Source organism: Pseudomonas fildesensis (genome assembly GCF_001050345.1).
Taxonomy (GTDB): Bacteria; Pseudomonadota; Gammaproteobacteria; order Pseudomonadales; family Pseudomonadaceae; genus Aquipseudomonas; species Aquipseudomonas fildesensis.
In genome coordinates this window covers 85,073-107,769 of the sequence record NZ_LFMW01000004.1, presented here as the reverse complement: position 1 = coordinate 107,769, position 22,697 = coordinate 85,073, and the positions used below count along the sequence as shown (strand labels likewise).

General features: G+C 61.6%; 21 protein-coding genes and 1 pseudogene. 8 read left to right on the top strand and 14 right to left on the bottom strand.

Annotated elements, in window-relative coordinates; genetic code table 11:
- Positions 1–35: 35 nt before the first annotated feature.
- Complete coding sequence (locus ACR52_RS06890; RefSeq protein ID WP_048722219.1) at positions 36–713, bottom strand: anti-sigma factor; 678 nt, start codon at positions 711–713, stop codon at positions 36–38.
- Positions 710–1,336, bottom strand: coding sequence for an RNA polymerase sigma factor (locus ACR52_RS06885; RefSeq protein WP_048722217.1), 627 nt, complete (start codon positions 1,334–1,336; stop codon positions 710–712). The genes ACR52_RS06890 and ACR52_RS06885 overlap by 4 nt, the downstream gene beginning before the upstream one ends.
- A 151-nt stretch (positions 1,337–1,487) precedes the next feature.
- Between ACR52_RS06885 and ACR52_RS06880 the strand changes: the two genes are divergently transcribed.
- Positions 1,488–2,060, top strand: coding sequence for a DUF2780 domain-containing protein (locus ACR52_RS06880; RefSeq protein WP_048722215.1), 573 nt, complete (start codon positions 1,488–1,490; stop codon positions 2,058–2,060).
- Here the strand turns inward: ACR52_RS06880 and ACR52_RS06875 are convergent.
- Positions 2,057–2,305 (bottom strand): annotated as a pseudogene (locus ACR52_RS06875) (acyltransferase); the annotation flags it as partial. The gene ACR52_RS06880 and the pseudogene ACR52_RS06875 overlap by 4 nt on opposite strands.
- Before the next feature lie 119 nt (positions 2,306–2,424).
- Here ACR52_RS06875 and rloA2 point away from each other — a divergent pair.
- Genes rloA2 through creD form a run of 4 tightly spaced genes read left to right on the top strand, consistent with a single transcriptional unit; the run spans position 2,425 to position 6,466 of the window.
- A complete protein-coding gene (rloA2, locus tag ACR52_RS06870; protein WP_027605972.1) occupies positions 2,425–2,925 on the top strand; it encodes a retropepsin-like aspartic peptidase RloA2 in 501 nt (166 codons plus the stop codon).
- 8 nt (positions 2,926–2,933) lie between these two features.
- A complete protein-coding gene (creB, locus tag ACR52_RS06865) occupies positions 2,934–3,602 on the top strand; it encodes a two-component system response regulator CreB (RefSeq protein WP_048722206.1) in 669 nt (222 codons plus the stop codon).
- A complete protein-coding gene (gene creC, locus ACR52_RS06860; protein WP_048722203.1) occupies positions 3,602–5,041 on the top strand; it encodes a two-component system sensor histidine kinase CreC in 1,440 nt (479 codons plus the stop codon). Before creB ends, creC begins: the two co-directional genes overlap by 1 nt.
- 51 nt (positions 5,042–5,092) lie before the next feature.
- Positions 5,093–6,466, top strand: coding sequence for a cell envelope integrity protein CreD (gene creD / locus ACR52_RS06855; protein ID WP_048722200.1), 1,374 nt, complete (start codon positions 5,093–5,095; stop codon positions 6,464–6,466).
- Positions 6,467–6,773: 307 nt separating this feature from the next.
- On the opposite strand, the gene ACR52_RS06850 is transcribed toward creD, so the two are convergent.
- The 8 genes from ACR52_RS06850 to ACR52_RS06820 form a co-directional block, all read right to left on the bottom strand.
- The gene (locus ACR52_RS06850; RefSeq protein WP_048722197.1) at positions 6,774–7,403 is read right to left on the bottom strand and encodes a glutathione S-transferase; all 630 of its coding nucleotides are present in this window, start codon (positions 7,401–7,403) and stop codon (positions 6,774–6,776) included.
- A gap of 135 nt (positions 7,404–7,538) precedes the next feature.
- Positions 7,539–7,709, bottom strand: a complete 171-nt coding sequence (locus ACR52_RS30770) for a DUF4175 domain-containing protein (protein WP_161799289.1) — start codon at positions 7,707–7,709, stop codon at positions 7,539–7,541.
- On the bottom strand, positions 7,706–8,809 hold the full coding sequence (locus tag ACR52_RS06845) for a PepSY-associated TM helix domain-containing protein (protein ID WP_048722195.1): 1,104 nt from the start codon (positions 8,807–8,809) through the stop codon (positions 7,706–7,708). Before ACR52_RS06845 ends, ACR52_RS30770 begins: the two co-directional genes overlap by 4 nt.
- Before the next feature lie 63 nt (positions 8,810–8,872).
- Entirely contained in the window at positions 8,873–11,281 is a 2,409-nt protein-coding gene (locus ACR52_RS06840; RefSeq protein WP_048722193.1) for a TonB-dependent siderophore receptor, read from the bottom strand.
- Positions 11,282–11,432: 151 nt separating this feature from the next.
- Positions 11,433–12,401 (bottom strand): FecR domain-containing protein, encoded by a 969-nt coding sequence (locus tag ACR52_RS06835; RefSeq protein ID WP_048722190.1) that lies wholly within the window; start codon positions 12,399–12,401, stop codon positions 11,433–11,435.
- Positions 12,398–12,916, bottom strand: coding sequence for an RNA polymerase sigma factor (locus ACR52_RS06830; protein ID WP_048722187.1), 519 nt, complete (start codon positions 12,914–12,916; stop codon positions 12,398–12,400). Before ACR52_RS06830 ends, ACR52_RS06835 begins: the two co-directional genes overlap by 4 nt.
- A 329-nt stretch (positions 12,917–13,245) precedes the next feature.
- The gene (locus ACR52_RS06825) at positions 13,246–13,953 is read right to left on the bottom strand and encodes a 3'-5' exonuclease (RefSeq protein ID WP_048722184.1); all 708 of its coding nucleotides are present in this window, start codon (positions 13,951–13,953) and stop codon (positions 13,246–13,248) included.
- Positions 13,950–15,872 carry a putative nucleotidyltransferase substrate binding domain-containing protein gene (locus tag ACR52_RS06820; RefSeq protein WP_173439211.1) on the bottom strand — a complete coding sequence of 641 codons (1,923 nt, stop codon included), beginning with the start codon at positions 15,870–15,872 and terminating at the stop codon, positions 13,950–13,952. The genes ACR52_RS06825 and ACR52_RS06820 overlap by 4 nt, the downstream gene beginning before the upstream one ends.
- Positions 15,873–16,119: 247 nt before the next feature.
- On the opposite strand from ACR52_RS06820, the gene ACR52_RS06815 reads away from it, so the two are divergent.
- Positions 16,120–16,566 (top strand): response regulator, encoded by a 447-nt coding sequence (locus ACR52_RS06815; RefSeq protein WP_048722178.1) that lies wholly within the window; start codon positions 16,120–16,122, stop codon positions 16,564–16,566.
- Between the two features lie 124 nt (positions 16,567–16,690).
- On the top strand, positions 16,691–17,161 hold the full coding sequence (locus ACR52_RS06810; protein WP_152687594.1) for a hypothetical protein: 471 nt from the start codon (positions 16,691–16,693) through the stop codon (positions 17,159–17,161).
- Between the two features lie 56 nt (positions 17,162–17,217).
- Here ACR52_RS06810 and ACR52_RS06805 read toward each other — a convergent pair whose 3' ends face one another.
- The gene (locus tag ACR52_RS06805; protein ID WP_048722172.1) at positions 17,218–19,395 is read right to left on the bottom strand and encodes a malate synthase G; all 2,178 of its coding nucleotides are present in this window, start codon (positions 19,393–19,395) and stop codon (positions 17,218–17,220) included.
- Between the two features lie 410 nt (positions 19,396–19,805).
- On the opposite strand from ACR52_RS06805, the gene ACR52_RS06800 reads away from it, so the two are divergent.
- Positions 19,806–20,318, top strand: a complete 513-nt coding sequence (locus ACR52_RS06800) for a glycine cleavage system protein R (protein ID WP_048722170.1) — start codon at positions 19,806–19,808, stop codon at positions 20,316–20,318.
- A 222-nt stretch (positions 20,319–20,540) separates the two neighbouring features.
- On the opposite strand, the gene rarD is transcribed toward ACR52_RS06800, so the two are convergent.
- Entirely contained in the window at positions 20,541–21,425 is an 885-nt protein-coding gene (rarD, locus tag ACR52_RS06795; RefSeq protein ID WP_048722168.1) for an EamA family transporter RarD, read from the bottom strand.
- Between the two features lie 177 nt (positions 21,426–21,602).
- Entirely contained in the window at positions 21,603–22,577 is a 975-nt protein-coding gene (locus ACR52_RS06790; RefSeq protein WP_017138020.1) for a serine/threonine protein kinase, read from the bottom strand.
- Positions 22,578–22,697 lie beyond the last annotated feature (120 nt).

Genomic DNA, 22,697 nt, shown 5'->3' with positions numbered 1-22,697 from the left:
CGATGGGTTCCTGAACCTATCGTCGGCGATCTTCGTTAGAGTGATGCCAATTGGCCTTGATACAGCACGGGGCCGGTCGGTTGGCCGCTTGGCGAACCCCCTCGAGGTTCCAGGGTGACGGCGAGGGTCACTGACGCTTTCAGCAACGCTTGTTGCTCCTTGCTCAACTCGATTCGACCTTTGCCGGCAGCCGGTACGACGCCCAGGGAAATGGGTTTGCCGCCGGTCGGAATCGCCCACAGTTCCAGGTCACGCGCTGCTTCCACTGCGGCCAATGTCAGCGGTTCGACTTGCAGGTGATCGGCAAATGCCTTGATCTGCAGGGCCGGTTGCTGGCTGGCATTGACCAGTGTGGCGTTGTACCCAAGGCCGTTGTCGCGCTGGTAAAGCACGCCCACCAGCAGCGCGACGACCACGGCGCACGCAGCCGCCAGCAGGCGGATGTTCATCCAGAACGGTTTCTTCGCCGGTACATGCAGCACTTGCGGTTCGATGCGCGCCTTGATGCCTTCCCAGACATGCTCTGGCACCGGTCGCTCCGGCAATGCACCGGTGAGGCTGGCGAGGGCATCCTGCCAATGGCCGAGTTCGACGCGCAGCGCGGCGTCGTCGAGCAGCAGGGCATCAAAGCGCCGGCGGGCAGTGGCGGGCATCAGGCCGATGGCGTAATCGGCGGCCAGAGCGCGGCGCAAGGAGGTGGTTTGGTAGTTCATGATTCAAGGCACCTGCGCAGGCGTTCCATGCCGCGACGTATCCAGGATTTGACCGAGCCCAGGGGCGCCGCCAACTGCTCGGCCAATTCCGAGCATGACAGGCCCTGGAAGTAAGCCACGGTGATCGATTGGCGCTGCATGCCGTCGAGGGTGTCGAGGCAGCGGTTCAGGGCGCGGGCCTCGCGCTCGCTGTCGAGTTGCTCGTGAGCGCTGGCCCCCTCGTCGAGCAGGGCGTCCTGCTGACCGTCGGCCAAGGGTTGTTCACGGCGCTTGCGCAGTTGGTCGATGGCCAGGTTGCGGGTGATGTTGACCATCCAGGTCATCGGCGCCGCCAGGTGCGCTTCGTAGCGCGAGGCGTTGTACCAGATGCGCACGAAGGCCTCCTGCAGCACTTCTTCGGCGAGGTCCGAACGCCCCATGAAACGCAAGGCAACGCCGTGCAATCGCGGCGAAACACTGCGGTAGAGGGTTTCGAACGCCTGGCGATTGCCCAGGGCACATTGGGCCAGCAGGGGCAGCAACGGATCAATATCATTCGCGGAAATAGGGCTTCTCCAGGCACTCGAGCGAGGGCGATGGGACTGCGCACGGTAGGCAGAGGGTAGTCCAGCTTGGGCATTCATTCCATCCGACTCCGGGCAGCGTATGAAGGATATACGCGGGGCAGGGCGATTCGGATGCAGTGATGTCTGGACCTCATCCTGGTGTGGGAACAATCCTCCGGGACTGTCAGTCAAACACCTGTTTTTAGCGCTTAATTCAGAGGTTGTCTTGATGAAGATTTCACGCGGTTTCGCCCTTTCCTGCCTGATGACCCTGGCTGCCAGCCCAGTGTTTGCCGCAGGGTTCAGCCTTGGCGATGCGGCCAATGCCATCTCTGGGATGCAGGGTGGCAACAACAAGGCCGCTGCCGCAGCACCGTCGTCCGAGACGGCCGGCCTGCTGAGCGCCCTGACCTCACAATTGAACGTCACCCCCGAGCAAGCCGTCGGCGGCACGGGTGCCATGCTGGGGCTGGCCAAGAATAGCCTGAGCGGCAACGACTATTCGCAACTGGGCAAGAGCGTGCCGGGCCTGGATCAGCTGTCGGGCAACAATGCGCTGGGCAGCCTCGGGGCCTTGAGCGGGATGCTCGGCCAGACCGGTGGCAGCAAGACCAGCGGCCTGGACGGCTTGCTGGGTAACGTGAAGAACACCAACGACCTGAACACCGCGTTCAGCGCGCTGGGCATGGACAGCGGGATGATCGGCCAGTTTGCGCCGGTGATCCTGCAATACCTGGGCGGCCAGGGTGCCAACAGTTCCGTGTTGGGCAAACTGGCCCAGGCCTGGGGCACAGGCGGCTAAGGACGTTCCGCGCGCAGTTCATCGATGCGCGCATCTTTCTCCTTCCAGAGCTGGTTGACCCAGTTCTGGACGGTCTGGCGAAACGCCGGATCGTTCTCGTAATCGCCCTGCCACAACGCCGGGTCCAACTCACGGGTGCGGATATCAATGATCACTTTCGGCACCGCGCCGCTGATCAAATCCCAGAACCCCGGAATCGTCTGCTGCGGATAGACCACGGTCACGTCGAGCACTGCGTCGAGCTTTTAACGTCGTGACGCAGAGCGTCACAGCAGGCATTCCCACGCAGAGCGTGGGAACGATCTAACTAAGTACTGCTTTTGCGGTCTAGAATCCGCCTACTTCTTTCCGAGGAAACCACTTCGTGAAACTGCTTCTTGCCTCCCTCGCCCTGGTTGCCCTGCCTGTCATGGCCGCCGAACCGACCCTTTACGGTCGTTACGAATACATCCAGCTGCCGGAGATCGGCGAAACCTTCAAGGCCAAGATGGACACCGGCGCGCTCACCGCGTCGCTGTCGGCCCGCGACATCGAAACCTTCACCCGTGACGGCGACGATTGGGTGCGCTTCCGCCTCGGCGGCAAGGACGCGACCAACAAAGTCTATGAACACAAGGTCTCGCGCATCAGCAAAATCAAGAGCCGCGCCGACGAAGATGACGACAAGGATGAAGCCACCGTCGCCAAGCGCCCGGTGATCGACCTGGAAATGTGCCTGGGCAACGTGAAGCGCACTGTCGAGGTCAACCTCACCGACCGCAGCAGCTTCAACTACCCGCTGCTGATCGGCGCCAAGGCCCTGCGTGAATTTGGTGCAGCAGTGAACCCGGCCCGTCGCTACACTGCCGACAAACCAGACTGCTGATCGAGCCCATGCCGCACATCCTGATTGTCGAAGACGAAGCGGCGATTGCCGACACGCTGATATTCGCCCTGCAAGGCGAGGGCTTTACCACCACCTGGCTGACGCTTGGCCAGGCTGCGCTGGAGCATCAGCGCCAGACCCCGGCCGACCTGATCATCCTCGATATCGGCCTGCCGGATATCAGCGGCTTTGAAACCTGTAAACAGTTGCGCCGCTTCAGTGAAGTGCCGGTGATGTTCCTCAGTGCCCGCGATGGCGAGATCGACCGGGTGGTGGGGCTGGAGATTGGCGCCGACGATTATGTGGTCAAGCCGTTCAGCCCACGGGAAGTGGCGGCGCGGGTGCGGGCGATCCTCAAGCGCGTTGGCCCAGGTGTTGCGGCCGTCGTGTTCCAAGTCGACCTTGAGCGCATGCAGATCAATTATCGGGGTCAGCCCTTGAGCCTGACGCGCCATGAATTCCGCCTGCTGCAAAGCCTGCTGGAACAACCCGAGCGCGTATTCAGTCGTGAACAACTCTTGGACGCGGTGGGTGTGCCCGCCGATGCCGGCTACGAGCGCAATATCGACAGCCACATCAAAAGCCTGCGCAGCAAGTTACGCAACGTGGCCGCCGATGCCGAGCCGATCCAGACCCATCGCGGCCTCGGCTACAGCTACAGCCCGAGCAACAGCTGATGCGCCTGGGGCTGCGGATTTTCCTGGTGTATGCGTTGTTTATCGGCCTCACCGGCTACTTCGTGCTCAGCACCGTGATGAAGGAAATCCGCCCCGGCGTACGCCAGTCCACCGAAGAAACCCTGGTGGACACCGCCAACCTGCTGGCCGAAGTGCTGCGCGATGACGTGAAGAACGGCACCCTCGGGCAGAGCCACTGGCAGGCATTGCTCAAGGCCTACGGCAACCGCCAGCCTGGCGCGACTATCTGGGGCCTGCCGAAAAACCAGGTCAACCACCGTATCTACGTGACCGACGCCAAAGGCACGGTGTTGCTCGATTCCACGGGCGAAGCGGTGGGCCAGGATTACTCCAAGTGGAACGACGTGTACCTGACCCTGCGCGGCGAGTACGGCGCGCGCTCCACGCGCAGCGAACTGGAGGACCCCACCTCGTCGGTGATGCACGTCGGCGCGCCAATCCGCGACAAAGGCCAGATCATCGGCGTGGTCACAGTGGCCAAGCCCAACAGTTCGTTGCAACCCTACGTCGACCGCACCGAGCGCCGCTTGCTCTGGTACGGCGCCGGGCTGGTGATTCTGGGCCTGTTGCTGGGCGCGTTGCTGTCGTGGTGGCTGAGCGCGGCCCTGAGACGACTGACCGCCTATGCCGAGGCCGTCAGCGAAGGGCGCAGGGCTGAGTTGCCGCATTACCGGGGCGGCGAACTCAAGCAGCTGTCCACCGCCGTGGAGCACATGCGCACGCAGTTGGAGGGCAAGGCTTACGTCGAACACTATGTGCACACCCTGACCCACGAATTGAAAAGCCCGCTGGCAGCGATTCGCGGTGCGGCGGAGCTGCTGCAGGGCGACATGACTCGCGAGCAACAGCAGCGCTTTGTCGGCAATATCGACAGTGAAAGCGCGCGCCTGCAACAGTTGATCGAACGCCTGCTGAACCTGGCCCAGGTGGAGCAACGCCAGGGGCTGGAAGAGCAGGTGAGCATCCCGCTGGCGGCATTGGTCGACGATGTGCTCAAGGCCCAATGTGCGCGGATTGAAGGTGCCGGCTTGCAGGTCGAACAGACGATTGCCACGGACGTGAAGGTATTCGGCGAACCCTTTCTGCTGCGTCAGGCCTTGGGTAATTTGCTGGATAACGCCCTGGACTTCACACCGCCCGGCGGCGCATTGAGGTTCAGCGCCCAGACGCGTCACAACGACGTCGAGGTCCGCCTGTTCAACCAGGCCGCCCCCATTCCCGACTACGCCTTGCCGCGCCTGAGCGAGCGTTTCTACTCGCTGCCACGCCCGGCCAGCGGGCGCAAGAGCACCGGCCTGGGCCTCAATTTTGTCGAAGAGGTGATGAAGCTGCACGGCGGCGTCTTGCAGATCGGCAATGTGCCCGGTGGTGTGCAAGCGGTGCTGCATCTCCACACAGTCTCCACAGAACCCACATAAATCCCCCACACGCGCGGCTCACTCTCTGCCCATCAAAACAGGGAGAGACCCATGAACCGCAGCCTGCTTTTCAAACTTGGCGCGATTGCGCTGCTGATCCTGCTGTTGCTGATTCCGTTGCTGATGATCAACGGCATCATCAGCGACCGCCAGCAACTGCGCGACGGCGTACTGATGGACATCGCCCGCAGCTCCAGTTACGCCCAACGCCTCACCGGCCCGGTGATGGTGGTGCCGTATCGCAAGACCGTCCGCGAGTGGAAGCTCAATGAAAAGCTCAACAAACGCTACGAGGAAACCCGTGAAGTGCACGGTCGTCTGTATTTCCTGCCGGAGCATTTTGCGCTCGACGGCCAGGTGCAAACCGAACTGCGCGCCCGGGGTATTTACCAGGCGCGGCTGTTCCATGCCGACAACCGCATCAGCGGGCGCTTCGTGCTACCGGAGCAACTGGGCATCAAGGAAAACTTTGCCGATTACCGCTTTGAGCCGGCGTTTCTGGCGGTGGGCATCAGCGATATTCGCGGCATCGAAAACGCGCTGAAGCTAGAGCTGGGCGCACAACGTCTGGAGTTCTCGCCGGGCACCCAGGTGGACTGGCTGGGCGAGGGCGTGCATGTAGCGCTGCCGGAGCAGGACAGCAAAAAGCCGGCCCCGCTGGACTTTGCTTTCGACCTGCGCCTGCAAGGCACCGAGCAACTGCAAGTGGTGCCGGTAGGCAAGACCAGCCAGGTGTCACTCGCCTCGAATTGGCCGCACCCGAGCTTCATCGGCAACTTCCTGCCGGCACAGCGGGACGTCACCGACAAGGGCTTCACCGCCAATTGGCAAACCTCGTTTTTCTCCACCAACCTCGAAGAAGCCCTTCGCGGTTGCCTGGCCGAGCGTGGCTGTGACGACTTCAATAACCGCAGCTTCGGCGTGAACTTCATCGACCCGGTGGACCAGTACCTCAAGAGCGACCGCGCGATCAAATACGCGCTGCTGTTTATCGCGCTGACCTTCGCCGGGTTCTTCCTGTTCGAGGTGCTCAAGAGCCTGGCGGTGCACCCGATTCAGTACGCGTTGGTGGGTGTTGCGCTGGCGTTTTTCTACCTGCTGTTGTTGTCGTTGTCCGAGCACCTGGGCTTTGCGCTGGCGTACCTGATATCGGCGAGTGCCTGCGTATTGCTGATCGGTTTTTACGTGTGCCACGTGCTGCGCAGTGTCGCCCACGGCCTCGGGTTTTCGGCCGGCTTGGCGGCGTTGTATGGCTTGTTGTACGGGTTGTTGAGTGCCGAGGATTACGCGCTGTTGATGGGCTCGCTGTTGCTGTTCGGCCTGCTGGGTACCGTGATGGTGCTGACGCGCAAACTGGATTGGTATGGCGTGGGCAAGCGCAAGGCGGCCGAGCCGTTGGAGTTTGACCTGGAGGCGGTGCAATGATCGGGTTGCGGGAGGATCAGCGGGTGAGGGTGCAGTTGGTGAGCAGGATCAACGCGCTATTCCCTGTGGCGAGCGGGCTTGTTGTGGCGAGCGGTCTTGTTGTGGCGAGCGGGCTTGCCCCGCGTTGGGCTGCGAAGCAGCCCCAAAACCAGCCGCTTCGGATTGACTGATACACCGCATGCTGCTTGATTGGGGCTGCTTCGCAGCCCAACGCGGGGCAAGCCCGCTCGCCACAACAAGCCCGCTCGCCACAACAAGCCCGCTCGCCACAACAGCCCCGCTTGCCACAGGGTAATGCGTCACCAGGTTAAACCGGCGGCTGGGTGTCCAGCATCGAAGGCCGTAGGCTGACTTCGGCATACCAGTCAGCCAGCTTTGGGTTGGCGGTGCGCCATTGCAGGTCCGGGTGGCGGAAGTCCAGATAGCCCAGGGCGCAGGCCACGCTGATCGAGGCAATGTCGAAGTGACTGGTCAGTTCGGCAATCGCGTCCTGCTCAAGCTCGGCGACGGCGCGGCGGATTTTGTTGCGCTGTTCGTCGAGCCACGGAGCCCAGTGTTTTTCCACCGGGCGCAGGGCGGTTTCGTAACGCACCAGCACGGCGGCGTCCATGATGCCGTCGGCCATCGAGGCCAGGGTCAGGCGGCGCCAGCGGGCGGAGCCGTCACGGGGGATCAGCGGGTTGCCGACGTGCTGGTGGTCAAGGTAATCGAGGATCACCCGGCTGTCGTGCAACACGGAGCCGTCGGCCAGGCGCAGCGCCGGGATCTTGCCCACGGGGTTGCCCTGGACCACTTGGGCGTCCGGTGTGACGGGGGTCGGCACACAGGCTTGTAGGGCCACGCGGTCCTGCTGGCCGGTCTCGATCAGCAGCACGCGGACTTTGCGCACGAACGGCGAGGCGGGGTTGTGGAACAAGGTCATGCTGGGTGCGGACATGAATATTTCCCGTGTAGGAGCGAGGGGGACGCCTAGTCCTTGCTCGCGAAGAGCGTTAACGATAACGCAGCGCGGCAGATTTTACGCGGCGCTCTCAGGTTTTTCGCGAGCAAGGGCTAGCTGCTCGCCTCGCTCCTACAATAATGCCCAAACGCCAATGGCGGCGGGGATGCCCAGGCCCACCCAGCTCAATGTGTCCCACAGCCCATCGCCCAGCAACGCGGCGAACAAACCGGTAGCACTCAGCAAACCAATCCCCAGTGGAATGCCAAACACCTTCCAGAAATTCGACTGACGCGGCTTCATGCCTTGCCCGCCTTGCGTCTGACGATCCAGAGATAAACCCCGCTGCCCAGCACGATGATGGTCAGCACATCCAGCGCCGCCCAGAGGATCTTCATCGGCATGCCGCCGTAGTCGCCAAAGTGCAGCGGCTGCGACATGCCCATGGCGTCCATGTACCACGGCCGCTCGGCGATGGCGGTGACGGCCAGGGTGCGGGCGTCGATCAACACGGGCGTGAGCAAGTGCGAGGTCAGGTGCGTGCTGCCCTTCATGAACACCGCGTAATGGTGCTCGCTGGAAAAGCGTGTGCCGGGGAAGGCGATAAAGTCCGGCTGCATGCCGGGGGCGGCCTTGGCGGCAATCGTCAGCAGCTCGGTGGCGGGTGCGCGCAGGGTCAGCGGCGGTGCGTTTTTGTAGGGTTCGATCATTGCGCTGAGGCTGTCGGTACGCCACGCAGCGATGATCAGGTCGGCACAGGCACTGATCACCCCGGTCACGCCCACCACCAGCGCCCAGGTCAGCGTGACCACGCCGATCAGGTTGTGCAGGTCGAGCCAGCGCAGGCGGGTGGATTTGTCCTGGCGCACGGTGGCGAACTTCAAGCGGCGCATGAACGGCAGGTACAGCACCGTGCCCGAGACAATCGCCACCACAAACAGAATGCCCATGAACGCCAGCAGCAACTTACCCGGCAGGCCGGCAAACATGTCGACATGCAGGCGCAGCAGGAACAGCGTGAAGCCGCCATTGGCCGACGGCATCTCGACCGTTTCACCGGTGCGCGCGTCGAGCATGAAGGTGTGGGACGAGTTGGGTTCGGTGCCGGCCGTCGCGGCCATGATCGCGATCACGCCGTTCTTGTCGTCCTCATCCCACGCCAGGTATTGCATGGCTTCGCCCGGGCGATGGGCCTGAGCCTTGGTCACCAGTTGCTCAAGGTTCAGTTGCGGGGTATCGGCGGGCATCTGCTTGAGCACAGGCTCGTTGCCCAGCAGGTGGTCGATCTCGTGGTGAAACACCAACGGCAGGCCGGTGAGGGCGAGCAGCAGCAGGAATACTGTGCAGATGAGGCTGGTCCAGGTGTGGATGAAGGACCAGCGGCGGATGGTTTTGCTTTTCATGGTTCATCCAAATGCAAAAGGGCCACGGCGCTGCCGTGACCCTTGGGTGACCGTGTCAGTGGCTTACCACTTGTAGTTCACAGCCGCCACGACATTGCGCTCATCACCGTAGTAGCACCAGGCACCGTCGCAGGTTGACAGGTAATCCTTGTTGAAGATGTTCTTGGCGGTGACATCCACCGAGACACCTGCGAGTACTGGGTTCAGACGGCTCAAGTCGTAATGCACGGCAGCGTCATACACGGTGTACGAACCGACGTGGCCGTTGGCTGTATTGGCAGTGTTGCCGTAGGTATCGCCCACGTAACGTACGCCGGCGCCTACCCCGAAACCATCCAGAACCCCTGCATGCCAGGTGTAGTCAGACCACAGCGACGCCTGGTTGCGTGGCACCAGCTTCATGCGGTTTCCTTTGTCGTCACCCTTGAGGATTTCGGTGTCGGTGTAGGTGTAGGAACCCACCAGTTTCAGGTTGTCGGTGACTTCCGAAGTGGCTTCCAGCTCCAGGCCGCGCACGCTGATTTCGCCGATCTGGCTGGTGACGTTGTTTTGTGTCACCGAAACGTTTTGCTGGCGCAGGTCGAACACGGCAGCAGTCAGCAGGGTTTTGCTGCCCACTGGCTGGTACTTCACGCCAACTTCGGTCTGCTTGCCTTCGGTCGGTTTGAACGACTCGGTGGCACTCGCGCTGGCGCCGGCGGTGGGCTGGAACGACTCGGTATAGGAAATGTAGGGCGTGATGCCCGAATCGAACACATAGCTCAGGCCCGCGTTGCCGCTGAAGGCCTTGTCGCGTTGGGTGTTGGTGGCGTCATTCAGGTTGAAGAAGGTGGTGCCGGTGTGAATCCAGTCCTCACGGCCGCCAAGGGTCAGGCGCCATTTATCCAGGGAGATCTGGTCCTGGATGTAGAGGCCGGTCTGCACGGTTTTCTGGTTGTAATCGTAGAAGGTGAAGGGGTCGCCAGCCGGGCGTGGCTGGTTGTAGATCGGGCGGTTCGGGTTGATGCTCGCCGCGTTGCCTTCGATCCAGTGGTAGTCAGTGTTGGTGCGCTGGTGATCCAGGCCGAGCAACAGTGTGTGGCTCAAGGCGCCGGTCTGGAAGTCGGCCTGGAAGTTGTTATCCACAGCCAGCTGCGAGATGTCTTCGTCCACTTTGTCGTAAATGCGCTTGAGCATGCCATCTGCACCGACGGCGGTGTCGCCATAGCTGGAGTAGGTGGTGTTGAAGGCCAGTTCGCTCTTGGTGTAGCGCAGGTTTTGCTTGAACTGCCAGACATCGTTGATGCGATGGTCGAAAGCGTAACCGAGAGCGTAGTAGGTGCGGTCGTAGTAGTCCTGATCCGGCTCGCCAAGGTTTTTGTGATGGGAGATCTTGCCCGCTGGCGAAGGCAGCTTGGTGCCTTGCAGCGGCAGGAACTGGCCACTGATACCGGTATCGTCGCGGGTGAATTGCGAGAGCAGGGTCAGATGGGTGTCGTCGTTAATGTTCCACGTCAGGCTGGGCGCGATGTTGTAACGCTTGTCCTCGATATGGTCGATGGGGCTGCCGCTATCACGTACCACGCCGTCGACGCGGTATAGAAATTGGCCCTGGTCATCGATTTTCCCAGTGCTGTCGAAGCTGATCTGCTTGCGGTTGTTGCTGCCGACCTCGGCGCGCACGGCGTTGCTGCTCTCTGCTTGCGGGCGGCGGCTCACCATATCGAGCATGCCACCCGGCGGGGTCTGACCGTACACCGACGATGCAGGGCCGCGTAGCAGCGTGATGCGGTCCAGGTTCCACGTTTCCTGTTTTGGGTTGGCGTAGGAGCCTTTGGGCAACGGCAGGCCGTCGAGGAACTGCGTAGGCTCGAAGCCACGTACCCGCAGCCAGTCGGCGCGAGAGTCGCTGCCGTAGCTGCTGGCGATAACGCCGGGCATGTAGCGCACAGCGTCATCGAGGTTCTGCACACCACGGTCTTCCATCTGCGCACGCGTGACTACGGACATCGAACGGGGCGCCTCGATGATCGGCGTATCCGTCTTGGTACCCGCCGCCGTACGTGTCGCGACATAGCCGTCCACCGGCCCCCACGCACTTTCCAAGTTGCCCTGACCAATAATGCTGGTCTGCGGCAACGCCACAACCCCTTCCGGAATCGCTACCAGCGTAAAAGTCCCGGCGCTGCTCTGCTCCAACTGCAACCCGGTCCCGCGCAACGCTTCACGCAGTGCGCCCTGGGCATCGAACTGGCCGTTGACGGGGGCCGAGGTCTTGCCTGACGCGAGCGCAGGGCTGAGGGTCAGTGCGAGGCCAGCCTGGCTGGCGATTTGGTTCAGGGTGCTGGCCAGCGGTGCGGCCGGCAGGTTGTAGGCGCGCACGCTGGAGGCCTGTTCGGCGGCCATCAGCAACGGGCTTGCCAGCGGGGTGCTGAGGGCAATGGCCACGGCTAACAGGCTGGGGCGCAACAAGGTATCTAGCGTGCGGTACATGGGGCGGCTCCTGAATGGAAATATTTCTCAATTGCCTAGGTGCCGAACGAGAATCGAAAAGTGATAGGGCGCAATAAAAATATTTTTGCCTGAAGATGTTTGGGTGTTCTTGAGGCACCCATCGCGAGCAATGTTCCCGACACCTCAGAACCTAAGGCTTGCCCTTCACCGTCACCCACCACGACGTGCGCTGCTCGATCTGCACCGGCAGAGTCGGCAGCAGCGCGTTGAGCGCTAGCGTGGTGTCGTGCAGCGGGAAGCTGCCGGTGATGCGCAGTTCGGCCACATTTTTATCCACACCCAGGTGGCCGGTGCGGTAGCGCGCGAGTTCTTCGACCACATCGCCCAGGCGGGCGTTGTCGACCACCAGCATGCCGCGCGTCCAGGCATCGGTGGCGGGGGTGACGGCCAGCAGCGGGCCGAGGCCGTCGCTGCGCATCAGTACTTGCTGGCCTTCCTTGAACACCTGTTCTTGATGCAGTGCCTGTGGCTGGGCGGCAACTGCCGACTGCAACACGCTCAGGCGCGTGGCGTCGTCTTCGCGCTTGACGATAAACCGCGTGCCCAGCGCCCGCAGGCTGCCGTCGCGGGTTTGCACGTAAAACGGGCGCGCATCGTTGTGGCCGGTCTCGACGAGGATCTCGCCCTCTTGCAACACAATCAGCCGGCGTTTCTCATCGAAGCGCACGTCGATGGCGCTGTGGGTGTTGAGGTTGATCAGCGTGCCGTCCGCCAGTTTCAGCGTGCGCTGCTCGCCGGTGGCGGTGCGTTGATCGGCCAGCCAATAGTGGATCGGCACATAACGTTCGCCGGCAAACAACGCCAGGCCGCACACCAGCGCGATACTCGCCAGGCCGCTGCCGAGCTTGCGCACGCGCTGGCGAATGCCTTCGCGCGACTGCAACAACGCCGCCCGCGCCGGGCCCGAGGCCGCGCTGAAGCGTTGGTCGAGCATGCCCAGCTGGCGCCAGGCACGCGCGTGTTCTTCATCGCTGGCCAGCCATTTGGCGAATTCTTCCTGTTCCACGGCGCTGCCATCGCCCGAGTCGAGGCACAGTTGCCAGGCAATCGCGGCATCCAGCACATGGGCCGAGACCGGTTTGGAGCTGATCACGGTCACGACGGTTCGCCATACAGCGCGATGTAGCACTGACGAATGCCCTGGGCCAGGTACTGGCGCACGCGCGGCACGGACACGCCGAGGCGCTGGGCGATTTCTGCGTGGCCCAGGCCGTCGAGGCGGTTATAGAGGAAGGCGGCGCGGGCTTTGCTCGACAGCTTGCCGAGCAGGCGGTCGATGGCCTTGAGGTCTTCGAGGATCAGTTGCTGCTCTTCGGGCGAAGGGTGCTCGCTTTCCGGGATCAGCATCAATTCGGTGAGGTAGGCCTGTTCCAGCGCGGCACGGCGGAAATAGTCGAACAACAAGCCCTTGGCGATGGCCACCAGAAACGCCCGTGGCTCGCGAGGTTCGCGTAACTCGTCACGGCCCAGCAGGCGCATGAACGTGTCCTGGCTGAGGTCTTCGGCGCGGCTCGGGCAGGCCACATTGCGTCGCAGCCACGCCAACAGCCAGCCGCGATGGTCGCGATACAACGCACCAACAAGCTCACTGTGGGGGTTCTGGACCGACGACAAGGCATCACCGAATAAAAAAGTTTAAACTAACGAGAATTATTCGCGATTGTGTCAGAGGCGCGGGGTGGGCGCAATTGGCGTCTGTCGGGAGATGACATTAAAACGATGGCGCGTATTTACCCGTTCCCGATCGTTCCCAAGCCTCCCGATCGCTCCCACGCTCTACGCCGATCATTCCCACGCTCTGCGTGGGAATGCCGCCCGTGACGCTCCGCGTCAGCTTGCGCAGGGCTTGAGTTGTACGCGTACGGCGGGAACGCGGAGCGTCCCAGGCGGCATTCCCACGCGGAGCATGGGAACGATCTTAGAGGCGGAGCATGGGAACGATCCTAGAAGGAAGGGGCTTGTTTGCGGCGTTTCCATTGGCTCAAACGTTCTTGCAGCGCTTGGGGACTGTCGATGTGCTGCTGGCGCGCACGGCTCAACAGGATAAGCATCAGCTCGGCCGTGGCCAATGCATCGGCGCTGGCGTGGTGGCGTTCGCCGACTTGCAGGTTGAAGTGGTTGATCCAGTCGTCCAGCCCGGCTTCACGAATATGCGCCTCAGGGCACAGCAGCGGGGCGATGTCGGCCACGTCGAGAAAGCTGTGGGCCAGGCGATAACCCAGGCTGTCCTTGAGCGCGCGGCACAGCATGTGTTGATCAAACGGCGCATGGAACGCCAGCAGCGGGCTGTCGCCGACGAATTCCATGAAATCCAGCAACGCCTCGACCGGGTCGCTTCCGGCTGCAATTGCGCTGGGGCCGAGGCCGTGGATCAGCACGCTGGGGCTGAGTTTGGTTTCGGCACGGTGCAGGGTGCGTTCGAACAGCTGGGAAAAGTCCACCGCGCCGTCCTCGATTACCACAGCGCCGATGGACAACACCTGGTCGCGGTTGAGGTTCAGGCCGCTGGTTTCCAGGTCCACCACCACCCAGCGTTGGTTGCGCAACGAGCCTTCGCCCAATGCGGCGGGCTTGGGCAATTGCTCCAGGCGCCGCTGTTGCGCCGCCCCCAGCCCGGGTTTGGCCGCGCGCAGCCAACCGAACAGGCTCACAGCTGGTACCGCAAGGTCAGGCTGCTTTGCAGGCGCTGGGCCTGGCGCAGGGACTCGCGCAGGATGCGCCGGTCCAGGTGGTTGAGGCTGTCGGGGTCGACGCGGTTGGAATAAGGCTGGTTTTCCCGCGTCTGCAACTGGTGCTGCTGCATGCGGGTTTGCTGGATGAAGTGGTACGCCTCTTCATACGCGGCGCCGTCCAAAGGCTCGATCACCTCCTTGACCACCAACTGGCGCAGACGCTCAAGGGTGTTATTGACGTGGATGCCGTTGGCCAGTGCCAGCAGGCGCGCGCCGTCGACAAACGGCGTGAGGCCCTGCACCTTGAGGTCGAGGGTGGCCTTTTCGCTGCCTTTGCGCGTCAGCACAAAATCGCGGAAACGTCCCACCGGCGGGCGCTGGCGCAAGGCGTTTTCGGCGAGCATGCGTTGGAACAGCCGGTTGTCCTCCACCTGATCCAGAATGCCCTGGCGCAGTTGCTCGCAACCCTGCTCATCACCCCACACCACGCGCAGGTCGAAATAGATGCTCGACCCCAGCAGGTTCTCCGGTGTCGCCTCGCGAATAAACGCCGCAAAGCGTCGCGCCCATTCGGCCCGCGACAGGCACAGCTCCGGGTTGCCGGCCATGATGTTGCCCTTGCACAGGCTGAACCCGCACAGCGCCAGGCTCTGGTTGATCTGCTGCGCCAGCGGCAGCAAACGGATGCGAATCTCGGCGGCTTGGGCGGCATCTTTAGCCTCGAACAGGATGCCGTTGTCCTGGTCGGTGTACAGCGTCTGCTCGCGGCGGCCTTCGCTGCCAAAACACAACCAGCTGAAGGGCACGCCGGGGTCGCCCTTTTCGGCGAGGGTCAGCTCGATCACCCGGCACACGGTGTGATCGTTGAGCAGCGTAATAATGTGGGTGATCTGGGTGGACGACGCGCCATGGGCCAGCATGCGTTCCACCAACTGGCCGATCTCACCGCGAATCGCCACCAGGTTTTCCACCCGGGGCGCGTTGCGAATGGTACGGGCCAGGTGCACCAAGTCGACGCGCTGCAGGGAAAACAGGTCGCGCTCGGACACCACGCCGCACAGGCGCTGGTCTTTGACCAGGCACACATGGGCGATATGCCGTTCGGTCATGGCGATGGCGGCGTCGAAGGCGCTGTGGTCCGGGGTCAGGGAGAAGGGCGCCTGGGTCATGTGGCCTTCGATGGCCTGGCTGAAATCGCCGGTGCCGTCGGCCACCACCTGACGCAGGTCGCGCAGGGTGAAAATCCCCAGGGGCGCCTTGTGCTCGTCGACGATCACGATGCTGCCGACCTGTTGCTCGTGCATCAGCGTCACCGCTTCGCGCAGGGGGGTGTCGGGGTTACACATGACCGGGTGACGCATGGCCAACTCGCCCAGGCGGGTGTTCAGGGAATATTGCGTGCCGAGGGTTTCCACGGCTTTTTGCTGCACCTGCTGGTTGACCTGGTCCAGCAGGCTGCTGACGCCACGCAGGGCAAAATCGCGAAACGGGCTGGACAGCGCGAACAGCTTGATAAAGGCCGGTTTGTTCAGTTGCAGGCAGAAGGTGTCTTCGGCGGCCTTGTGCTCAGTGCGCGTCGCTCGTTCGCCGAGCAGTGCGGCGAGGGGGAAGCACTCGCCGGTGGTGATCTCGAACGTATTTTGTGCTGATTCCGGCCGTTCGCCGACCACCCGGCCCTGCTTGACGATATAGAAGTGCTCCACCGGCCCGCCCGACGGCTTGAGAATACTGTCGCCGGGGCCGTAGAAGCGTAATTGGCACTGCTCCACCAGAAACGCCAGGTGTGCGTTTTCCATCTGGTTGAACGGCGGGAAGCGTTGCAGGAATTGCAAGGTGCCGTGGATGTTCTGCAACACAGCAGTTTTCCCCGCCTCGGCGAAGGCATCAGCTTTACTCATCACTAGGACCGCATTTTTGTTGTCGTTATCGTCCTGCATGGTCGACTCCTGCGCGGCGGGTGCCCATTGGACGTAAGTCTAGTTCGATGAACCGCGCGTAAATTTAGGGAAAAACCTTACATGACTATCGTCCAAACCCCGTAGAACGCCCACTAGGCAAACTTTCCGACGAAGTGCACATTGATCGCCCTTCCGCAGATGTCTGACGAGTGTGACGGGGGGATTGATGAGAACTGCTGAGAAACGTATGTCCGACCACGATATTTTGAGTGACGCCGAGCGCGAGGCGCTGAGCGCCGTGATGCTGGAGCCTGATTTACCGCCACAGCGCGTGCTGATCGTTGACGACGACAAGGACGCGCGTGAACTGCTGGCGGAGATCCTGGGGCTGGACGGCATTCGCTGCATGACCGCCGACAGCGGTGAATCGGCGTGGGATTTATTGAAGTCGAGCAGCTCCATTGGTTTGCTTATCACCGACCTGCGCATGGCGCCGAGTAACGGCCTGCAACTGATCAAAAAAGTCCGCGAGTCCACCCGCGCGGCGCTGCCGATCATCATTATGTCCGGGGACGCCGAAGCGCCGGATGTGATCGATGCGATGCATTTGAGCGTGGTGGATTTTTTGCTCAAGCCGATTGATAGCGTGAAGTTGGCGAAGCTGGTGAAGCGGGAGCTGGGGATGGCGCAGTAGACGCCGTTGGTCGGCTGCTTGCCAGAACTGTCAATTCTGACAGTAGGCGGGGTGGGCAGGCGCATGTTTACTGGTTTTAGGAGCGCTGGGCCAGGGCTCCATGACCGGTGAACAGGAGATCCTCATGAATGATTCAACGCCCAACTTTACGCCAGAAGACTTTAAAGCGGCTCGCAGCAGTGTCAAAGCCGGCCTGAACCGAGCTGAAATTCATTACACGCTAGGCGACAAGCCTTTCGACTTTATAACAGACGGAGTCTCTGGTGGTTCTAGCCAGACATTGATCTTTGAAGGGACTGGTGTGGCTACGGCGTGGAGATACCCTGGAGGATTGAAGGAGGGGAGCAATAGTTTCCTGTTCAAGCAGCTTCTGAATGCTGTGTTTTACGCATCTTCATTTGATACTTACACACAGGTCCTAGAAGGGAGGCTGGATGTTGGTGTCAAGATTACCCAGGATGCGGATGAGGAAACTGCCGAGATTACTGGAACCATCACGGATGCTGAATTCGGGAAGGTGACGGACGAGGGTGACGTGCCTAGCACGGTGACGGTCAACGGTACATTTACTTACTTTGTTTCGGCGCCTCTTTAGCTCAATTGAAAAAGCCCTGGTCTTTTGACCAGGGCTTTTTCATTTGCCACGTTTATTCAAAGACCATTTTTAGCCTTGAACTCACGACGCCGACGGTGCAACACCGGCTCGGTATAGCCATTAGGCTGCTTGGTCCCTTCAATCACCAACTCCACCGCTGCCTGGAACGCGATATTGCTGTCGAAATCCGGCGCCAATGGACGGTATTGCGCGTCCCCGGCATTCTGGCGGTCCACCACCGGTGCCATGCGCTTGAGGCTTTCCAGCACCTGGGCTTCGTTGACGATGCCGTGGCGCAACCAGTTGGCGATGTGCTGGCTGGAGATACGCAGCGTGGCGCGGTCTTCCATCAGGCCGACGTCGTTGATGTCCGGCACTTTCGAGCAGCCGACGCCCTGATCGATCCAGCGGACCACATAGCCGAGGATGCCCTGGGCGTTGTTGTCCAGCTCGTTACGGATTTCTTCGTCAGACCAATCGGTGTTGCTGGCCAGAGGAATCGTCAGGATGTCGTCCACCGACGCGCGCTCACGCTTGGCCAGTTCGGCCTGGCGGGCGAACACGTCGACCTTGTGGTAGTGCAGCGCGTGCAGCGCAGCCGCCGTTGGCGATGGCACCCAGGCGGTGTTGGCGCCGGCCAGAGGGTGAGCGATTTTCTGTTCGAGCATCGCCGCCATCAGGTCGGGCATCGCCCACATGCCTTTACCGATCTGCGCACGGCCTTGCAGGCCGGTGCTCAAGCCGATATCGACGTTCCAGTTCTCGTAGGCGCCGATCCATTTTTCCGCCTTCATTGCGGCCTTGCGCACCATCGCGCCGGCTTCCATGGAGGTGTGGATCTCGTCGCCGGTGCGGTCGAGGAAGCCGGTGTTGATGAACACCACGCGCTCGCTGGCGGCCTTGATGCAGGCCTTGAGGTTGACCGTGGTACGGCGCTCCTCGTCCATGATCCCAACTTTCAGGGTGTTACGCGGCAGGTTCAGCACGTCTTCGATGCGGCCGAACAGCTCGTTGGTGAACGCGGCTTCTTCCGGGCCGTGCATCTTCGGCTTCACGATGTACACCGAACCGGTGCGGCTGTTCTTGCGAGTGCTGTTGCTGTTGAGGCTATGGATCGCCGCCAGGCTGGTGAGCAGACCGTCGAGAATGCCTTCCGGCACTTCGTTGCCATCTTTGTCGAGGATCGCGTCGATGGTCATCAAGTGGCCAACGTTGCGCACGAACAGCAGCGAACGGCCGTGCAGGGTCACGTCCTTGCCATCCACGCCGGTGTAGGCGCGGTCGGCGTTCATGGTGCGGGTGAAGGTCTTGCCGCCCTTGGCCACTTCTTCAGCCAGGTCGCCCTTCATCAGGCCGAGCCAGTTGCGGTAGATCACCACTTTGTCATCGGCATCGACGGCGGCGACGGAGTCTTCGCAGTCCATGATGGTGGTCAGCGCGGCTTCCATCAGCACGTCTTTGACGCCGGCTGCGTCGGTCTGGCCGACCGGGGTGCTGGCGTCGATCTGGATTTCGAAGTGCAGGCCGTGGTTTTTCAGCAGGATCGCAATCGGCTGGGCGGTGTCGCCCTGGAAGCCGATCAACTGGGCATCGTCACGCAGGCCGCTGTTGCTGCCGCCTTTGAGGCTGACGATCAGCTTGCCATCGACGATTTTGTAGCCGGTGGAATCGACATGGCTGCCGGCGGTGAGCGGCGCGGCGTCGTCGAGGAAGGCGCGGGCGAAGGCGATGACCTTGTCGCCACGCACTTTGTTGTAGCCCTTGCCCTTCTCGGCGCCGTCGGCTTCGCTGATGGCGTCGGTGCCATACAGCGCGTCATACAGCGAACCCCAGCGCGCATTGGAGGCGTTGAGGGCGAAACGCGCGTTCATCACCGGCACTACCAGCTGGGGACCTGCCATGCGGGCGATTTCGTCGTCGACGTTTTGGGTCGAGGCCTGGAAGTCTGCGGCTTCTGGCAGCAGGTATCCAATGTCTTGCAGGAAGGCCTTGTAGGCCACCGGGTCGTGCGCCTGGCCGGCATGGGTCTGATGCCAGGTATCGATCCGCGCCTGGAAATCGTCGCGTTTGGCGAGTAGGGCTTTGTTCTTCGGTGCGAGGTCATGGATGACCTTGTCGGCACCGGCCCAGAACTGGTCGGCAGTGATGCCGGTACCGGGAATGGCTTCGTTGTTCACGAAGTCGAACAGGACTTTGGCGACCTGCAGGCCACCGACTTGAACGTGTTCAGTCATTGCTTGCCTCACTCTACGGAGCTAATGCGCTTTTTCAGATTTTCATTATGTAGTGCACGGTTGCGCATACTACATGATGACTTGCGGTTGTGAAAATTAGACTAAATACGTCGTTTAGCGACCCACTTTGGTCGTACGGTCACAGCGGAGAACCAGATGTTCTCAAAAAACTATTGGATTGTTCCAGATAAATATAAAAACGGTACACGATTTGTTTTCAGGTACTCATGCGTCCACTTTGTAGGAGCGAGCTTGCTGTGGCGAGGGAGCTTGTCGAATCGTCGCACCGTCTCGTTCGACCGCGCAGCGGTCGCCGGCTTTTTTGGGGGCGCTTCACGCCCCAGCGCAAGCAAGCTCGCTCGCCACAGCAAGCTCGCTCCTACAGGTATAAGCACCAGAGGTATTTCGCCATGGACCATCTTGTACTCACAATTATCGCCGCCGACAAACCCGGCCTGGTTGAACGCATCGCGCAGAACATTGCCGACCACGGGGGCAATTGGCTGGAAAGCCGCATGGCCCATATGGCCGGGCAGTTTGCCGGGATTCTGCGCGTAAGCGTTCCCGCGCAAAGTCGCCAGGCATTGGTCGCCGCGCTGGAGGATTTATCCACACACGGCATTCGTGTGCTGGTGGGTGAGGGCAGTACCGGGCAGGCAGCAGCGTCCAAACCGATCCTGATGACGCTGGTCGGCAATGACCGCTCGGGCATCGTGCGTGAAATTACGGCGCTGTTGAGCAAGCAGGGCGTCAACGTGGAACGCCTGATTACCGATGTGCGCCCGGCGCCCATGAGCGGTGACCCGCTGTTCAATGCCGAGGCCTTGTTGCAGGTGCCGCCAACCTTGTCCCTTGAGACGTTGCAGGCGTCCCTGGAAACATTGGCGGATGACTTGATGGTGGAACTGCGCAACGAGGAGTAATGATCCACAAGGTTATGCATGGAAATCTTGCATGGGCCTGTGGATAACCTGTAGAGACCCGGCGCCAGGCCATGCCGGCCGGGCTTCTTCGGTATATGAGCAAAAAACGAGCAGTTTCAGGGGCTTGTGCACAAATGGCGGGGATCAGGGTGTGGATAACCTTGGAGTAAATGTCTGCAAGCCACGCGGCCTGTGGCTTGCAAAGGTTTGTATGTTATTTGATCAGCGTTTGCGCACGGTCAGCCAGGCGTCGAGGCTATAGACCACCAGCCCGGCCCAGATAAAGGCGAAGGCGATCAGCGTGCTTGTCGCCAGGTGTTCCCCAAACAGCAGCACCGCTTCGAGCAGCACCAAGGTCGGCGCCACGTACTGCAAAAAGCCCAGGGCGGTGTAGGGCAAATGCCGTGCGGCAGCGTTGAAACACACCAGCGGGATCAGCGTCACCGGGCCTGCGGCCACCAGCCACCAGGCTTCGGACGTGCTCCAGAATTCCAGCTGCGCACTGTGCGCCGACGGGTTGAACAGCAACCACGCGACGGCAATCGGCACCAGCATCCAGGTTTCCACCACCAGCCCTGGTAGCGCCTTGACCGGTGCCTGCTTGCGGATCAAACCGTAAAAACCAAAGGTCAGCGCCAGCACCAGCGACACCCACGGCAAGCTGCCGACCTGCCACACCTGTTGCGCCACACCCACTGCGGCCAAACCCACCGCCATCCATTGCAGGCGCCGCAAGCGTTCGCCCAGGAGGAGCATGCCCAGCAGTACATTCACCAGCGGGTTGATGTAATAGCCCAGGCTTGCTTCGAGCATGCGCCCGCTGTTCACCGACCACACATAGGTCAGCCAGTTACCCGCAATCAACGAACCACTGAGTGCCAGAATCGCCAGGCGTTTTGGGTTGTCGCGTAACTCGCGAAACCAGCCGGGGTGTTTCCACACCATCAGCAGCAAACCGCCAAACAGTGCGGACCACAGCACCCGGTGAACAATGATTTCAGCGGCAGGTACGCTGGCGATGGCTTTGAAGTAGAGCGGGAACAGACCCCAGATGACATAGGCGCTCAGGCCCAGGATGTACCCCTTGCGGGGGTTGGCGGCGTGCATTGCAGAATCCTTGCTTAGGCAGCTAACAAAGCGCGATTGTAAAGCGGTTCACAGATCGTTCCCACGCTCTGCGTGGGAATGTCGCCCTGGACGCTCTGCGTCCGCTCTTGGAATCGTGACGCAGAGCGTCACAGGATGCATTCCTTTGCTGCGCGTGGGAACGATCAGTGATAAGGGTCAAAACAGTTTCAGGGGTTCTTCGTTGAGGGCTGAGAGTTGCTCGCGCAACGCCAGCACCTGATCGCCCCAATACCGCTCGCTGCCAAACCACGGGAAGCTGTGGGGGAACGCCGGGTCATCCCAGCGCCGTGCCAGCCACGCGCTGTAGTGCATCAGGCGCAACGCGCGCAGCGGTTCTATCAGCGCCAGTTCGCGCGGGTCGAAATCGTGGAATTCCTGGTAGCCGTCCATCAATTCCGACAGCTGGCCCAGGCATTCCTGGCGGTCACCGGCGAGCATCATCCACAGGTCCTGCACCGCCGGGCCCATGCGGCAGTCGTCGAGGTCGACGATGTGGAACATCTCGTCGCGGCACATCATGTTGCCGGGGTGGCAATCGCCGTGCATGCGGATGTTCTTGTGCGGCGTGGCCTTGTACACCTCTTCCACGCGCTTGAGCAGGTCGCGAGCCACCGACTCGTAGGCGGGCAGCAGGCTTTTGGGGATGAAGTTGCCTTCGAGCAGCGTGTTGAGGGAGTCGTGACCGAAGTTCTTCACGCCGAGGGCTTCGCGGTGTTCGAACGGGCGGGTGGACCCCACCGCGTGCAAACGGCCAAGCAATTGCCCGAGACGATAAAGCTGATCAAGGTTGCCGGGCTCTGGTGCGCGGCCGCCACGGCGGGGGAACAGTGTGAAGCGGAAACCGGCGTGTTCGAACAGGCTTTCGCCGTTATGAATCATCGGTGCGACCACCGGCACTTCGCACTCGGCCAGTTCGAAGGTGAAGCGGTGTTCTTCGAGGATCGCTTCGTTGGTCCAGCGTTGCGGTCGGTAGAACTTGGCGATCAGCGGTTCGGAGTCCTCGATGCCCACCTGATACACGCGGTTTTCGTAGCTGTTAAGCGCCAGAACGCGAGCATCGCTGAGGAAACCGATGCTTTCGACAGCATCGAGTACCAGGTCGGGAGTGAGTGTTTCAAACGGATGGGCCATGCGAACTCCTGCGCGCAGCAGGGCGCCGCGTCCGGCCGGGTATGGTAACGCACACCGGGCCGGATAGGTGGCGGCTGTTGTGGCGAGGCAGCTTGCTCCCGTGGGGGCGCGAAGCGGCCC

Coding starts and splice junctions, on each gene's coding strand:
- ACR52_RS06790 (WP_017138020.1), bottom strand. CDS start 22,577: ATGGCCCATCCGTTTGAAACACTCACTCCCGACCTGGTACTCGATGCT.
- ACR52_RS06850 (WP_048722197.1), bottom strand. CDS start 7,403: ATGTCCGCACCCAGCATGACCTTGTTCCACAACCCCGCCTCGCCGTTC.
- ACR52_RS06880 (WP_048722215.1), top strand. CDS start 1,488: ATGAAGATTTCACGCGGTTTCGCCCTTTCCTGCCTGATGACCCTGGCT.
- ACR52_RS06800 (WP_048722170.1), top strand. CDS start 19,806: ATGGACCATCTTGTACTCACAATTATCGCCGCCGACAAACCCGGCCTG.
- ACR52_RS06815 (WP_048722178.1), top strand. CDS start 16,120: ATGTCCGACCACGATATTTTGAGTGACGCCGAGCGCGAGGCGCTGAGC.
- ACR52_RS06890 (WP_048722219.1), bottom strand. CDS start 713: ATGAACTACCAAACCACCTCCTTGCGCCGCGCTCTGGCCGCCGATTAC.
- ACR52_RS06805 (WP_048722172.1), bottom strand. CDS start 19,395: ATGACTGAACACGTTCAAGTCGGTGGCCTGCAGGTCGCCAAAGTCCTG.
- ACR52_RS06820 (WP_173439211.1), bottom strand. CDS start 15,872: ATGAGTAAAGCTGATGCCTTCGCCGAGGCGGGGAAAACTGCTGTGTTG.
- creD (WP_048722200.1), top strand. CDS start 5,093: ATGAACCGCAGCCTGCTTTTCAAACTTGGCGCGATTGCGCTGCTGATC.
- creC (WP_048722203.1), top strand. CDS start 3,602: ATGCGCCTGGGGCTGCGGATTTTCCTGGTGTATGCGTTGTTTATCGGC.
- rarD (WP_048722168.1), bottom strand. CDS start 21,425: ATGCACGCCGCCAACCCCCGCAAGGGGTACATCCTGGGCCTGAGCGCC.
- creB (WP_048722206.1), top strand. CDS start 2,934: ATGCCGCACATCCTGATTGTCGAAGACGAAGCGGCGATTGCCGACACG.
- ACR52_RS30770 (WP_161799289.1), bottom strand. CDS start 7,709: ATGAAGCCGCGTCAGTCGAATTTCTGGAAGGTGTTTGGCATTCCACTG.
- ACR52_RS06810 (WP_152687594.1), top strand. CDS start 16,691: ATGAATGATTCAACGCCCAACTTTACGCCAGAAGACTTTAAAGCGGCT.
- ACR52_RS06840 (WP_048722193.1), bottom strand. CDS start 11,281: ATGTACCGCACGCTAGATACCTTGTTGCGCCCCAGCCTGTTAGCCGTG.
- ACR52_RS06845 (WP_048722195.1), bottom strand. CDS start 8,809: ATGAAAAGCAAAACCATCCGCCGCTGGTCCTTCATCCACACCTGGACC.
- ACR52_RS06885 (WP_048722217.1), bottom strand. CDS start 1,336: ATGAATGCCCAAGCTGGACTACCCTCTGCCTACCGTGCGCAGTCCCAT.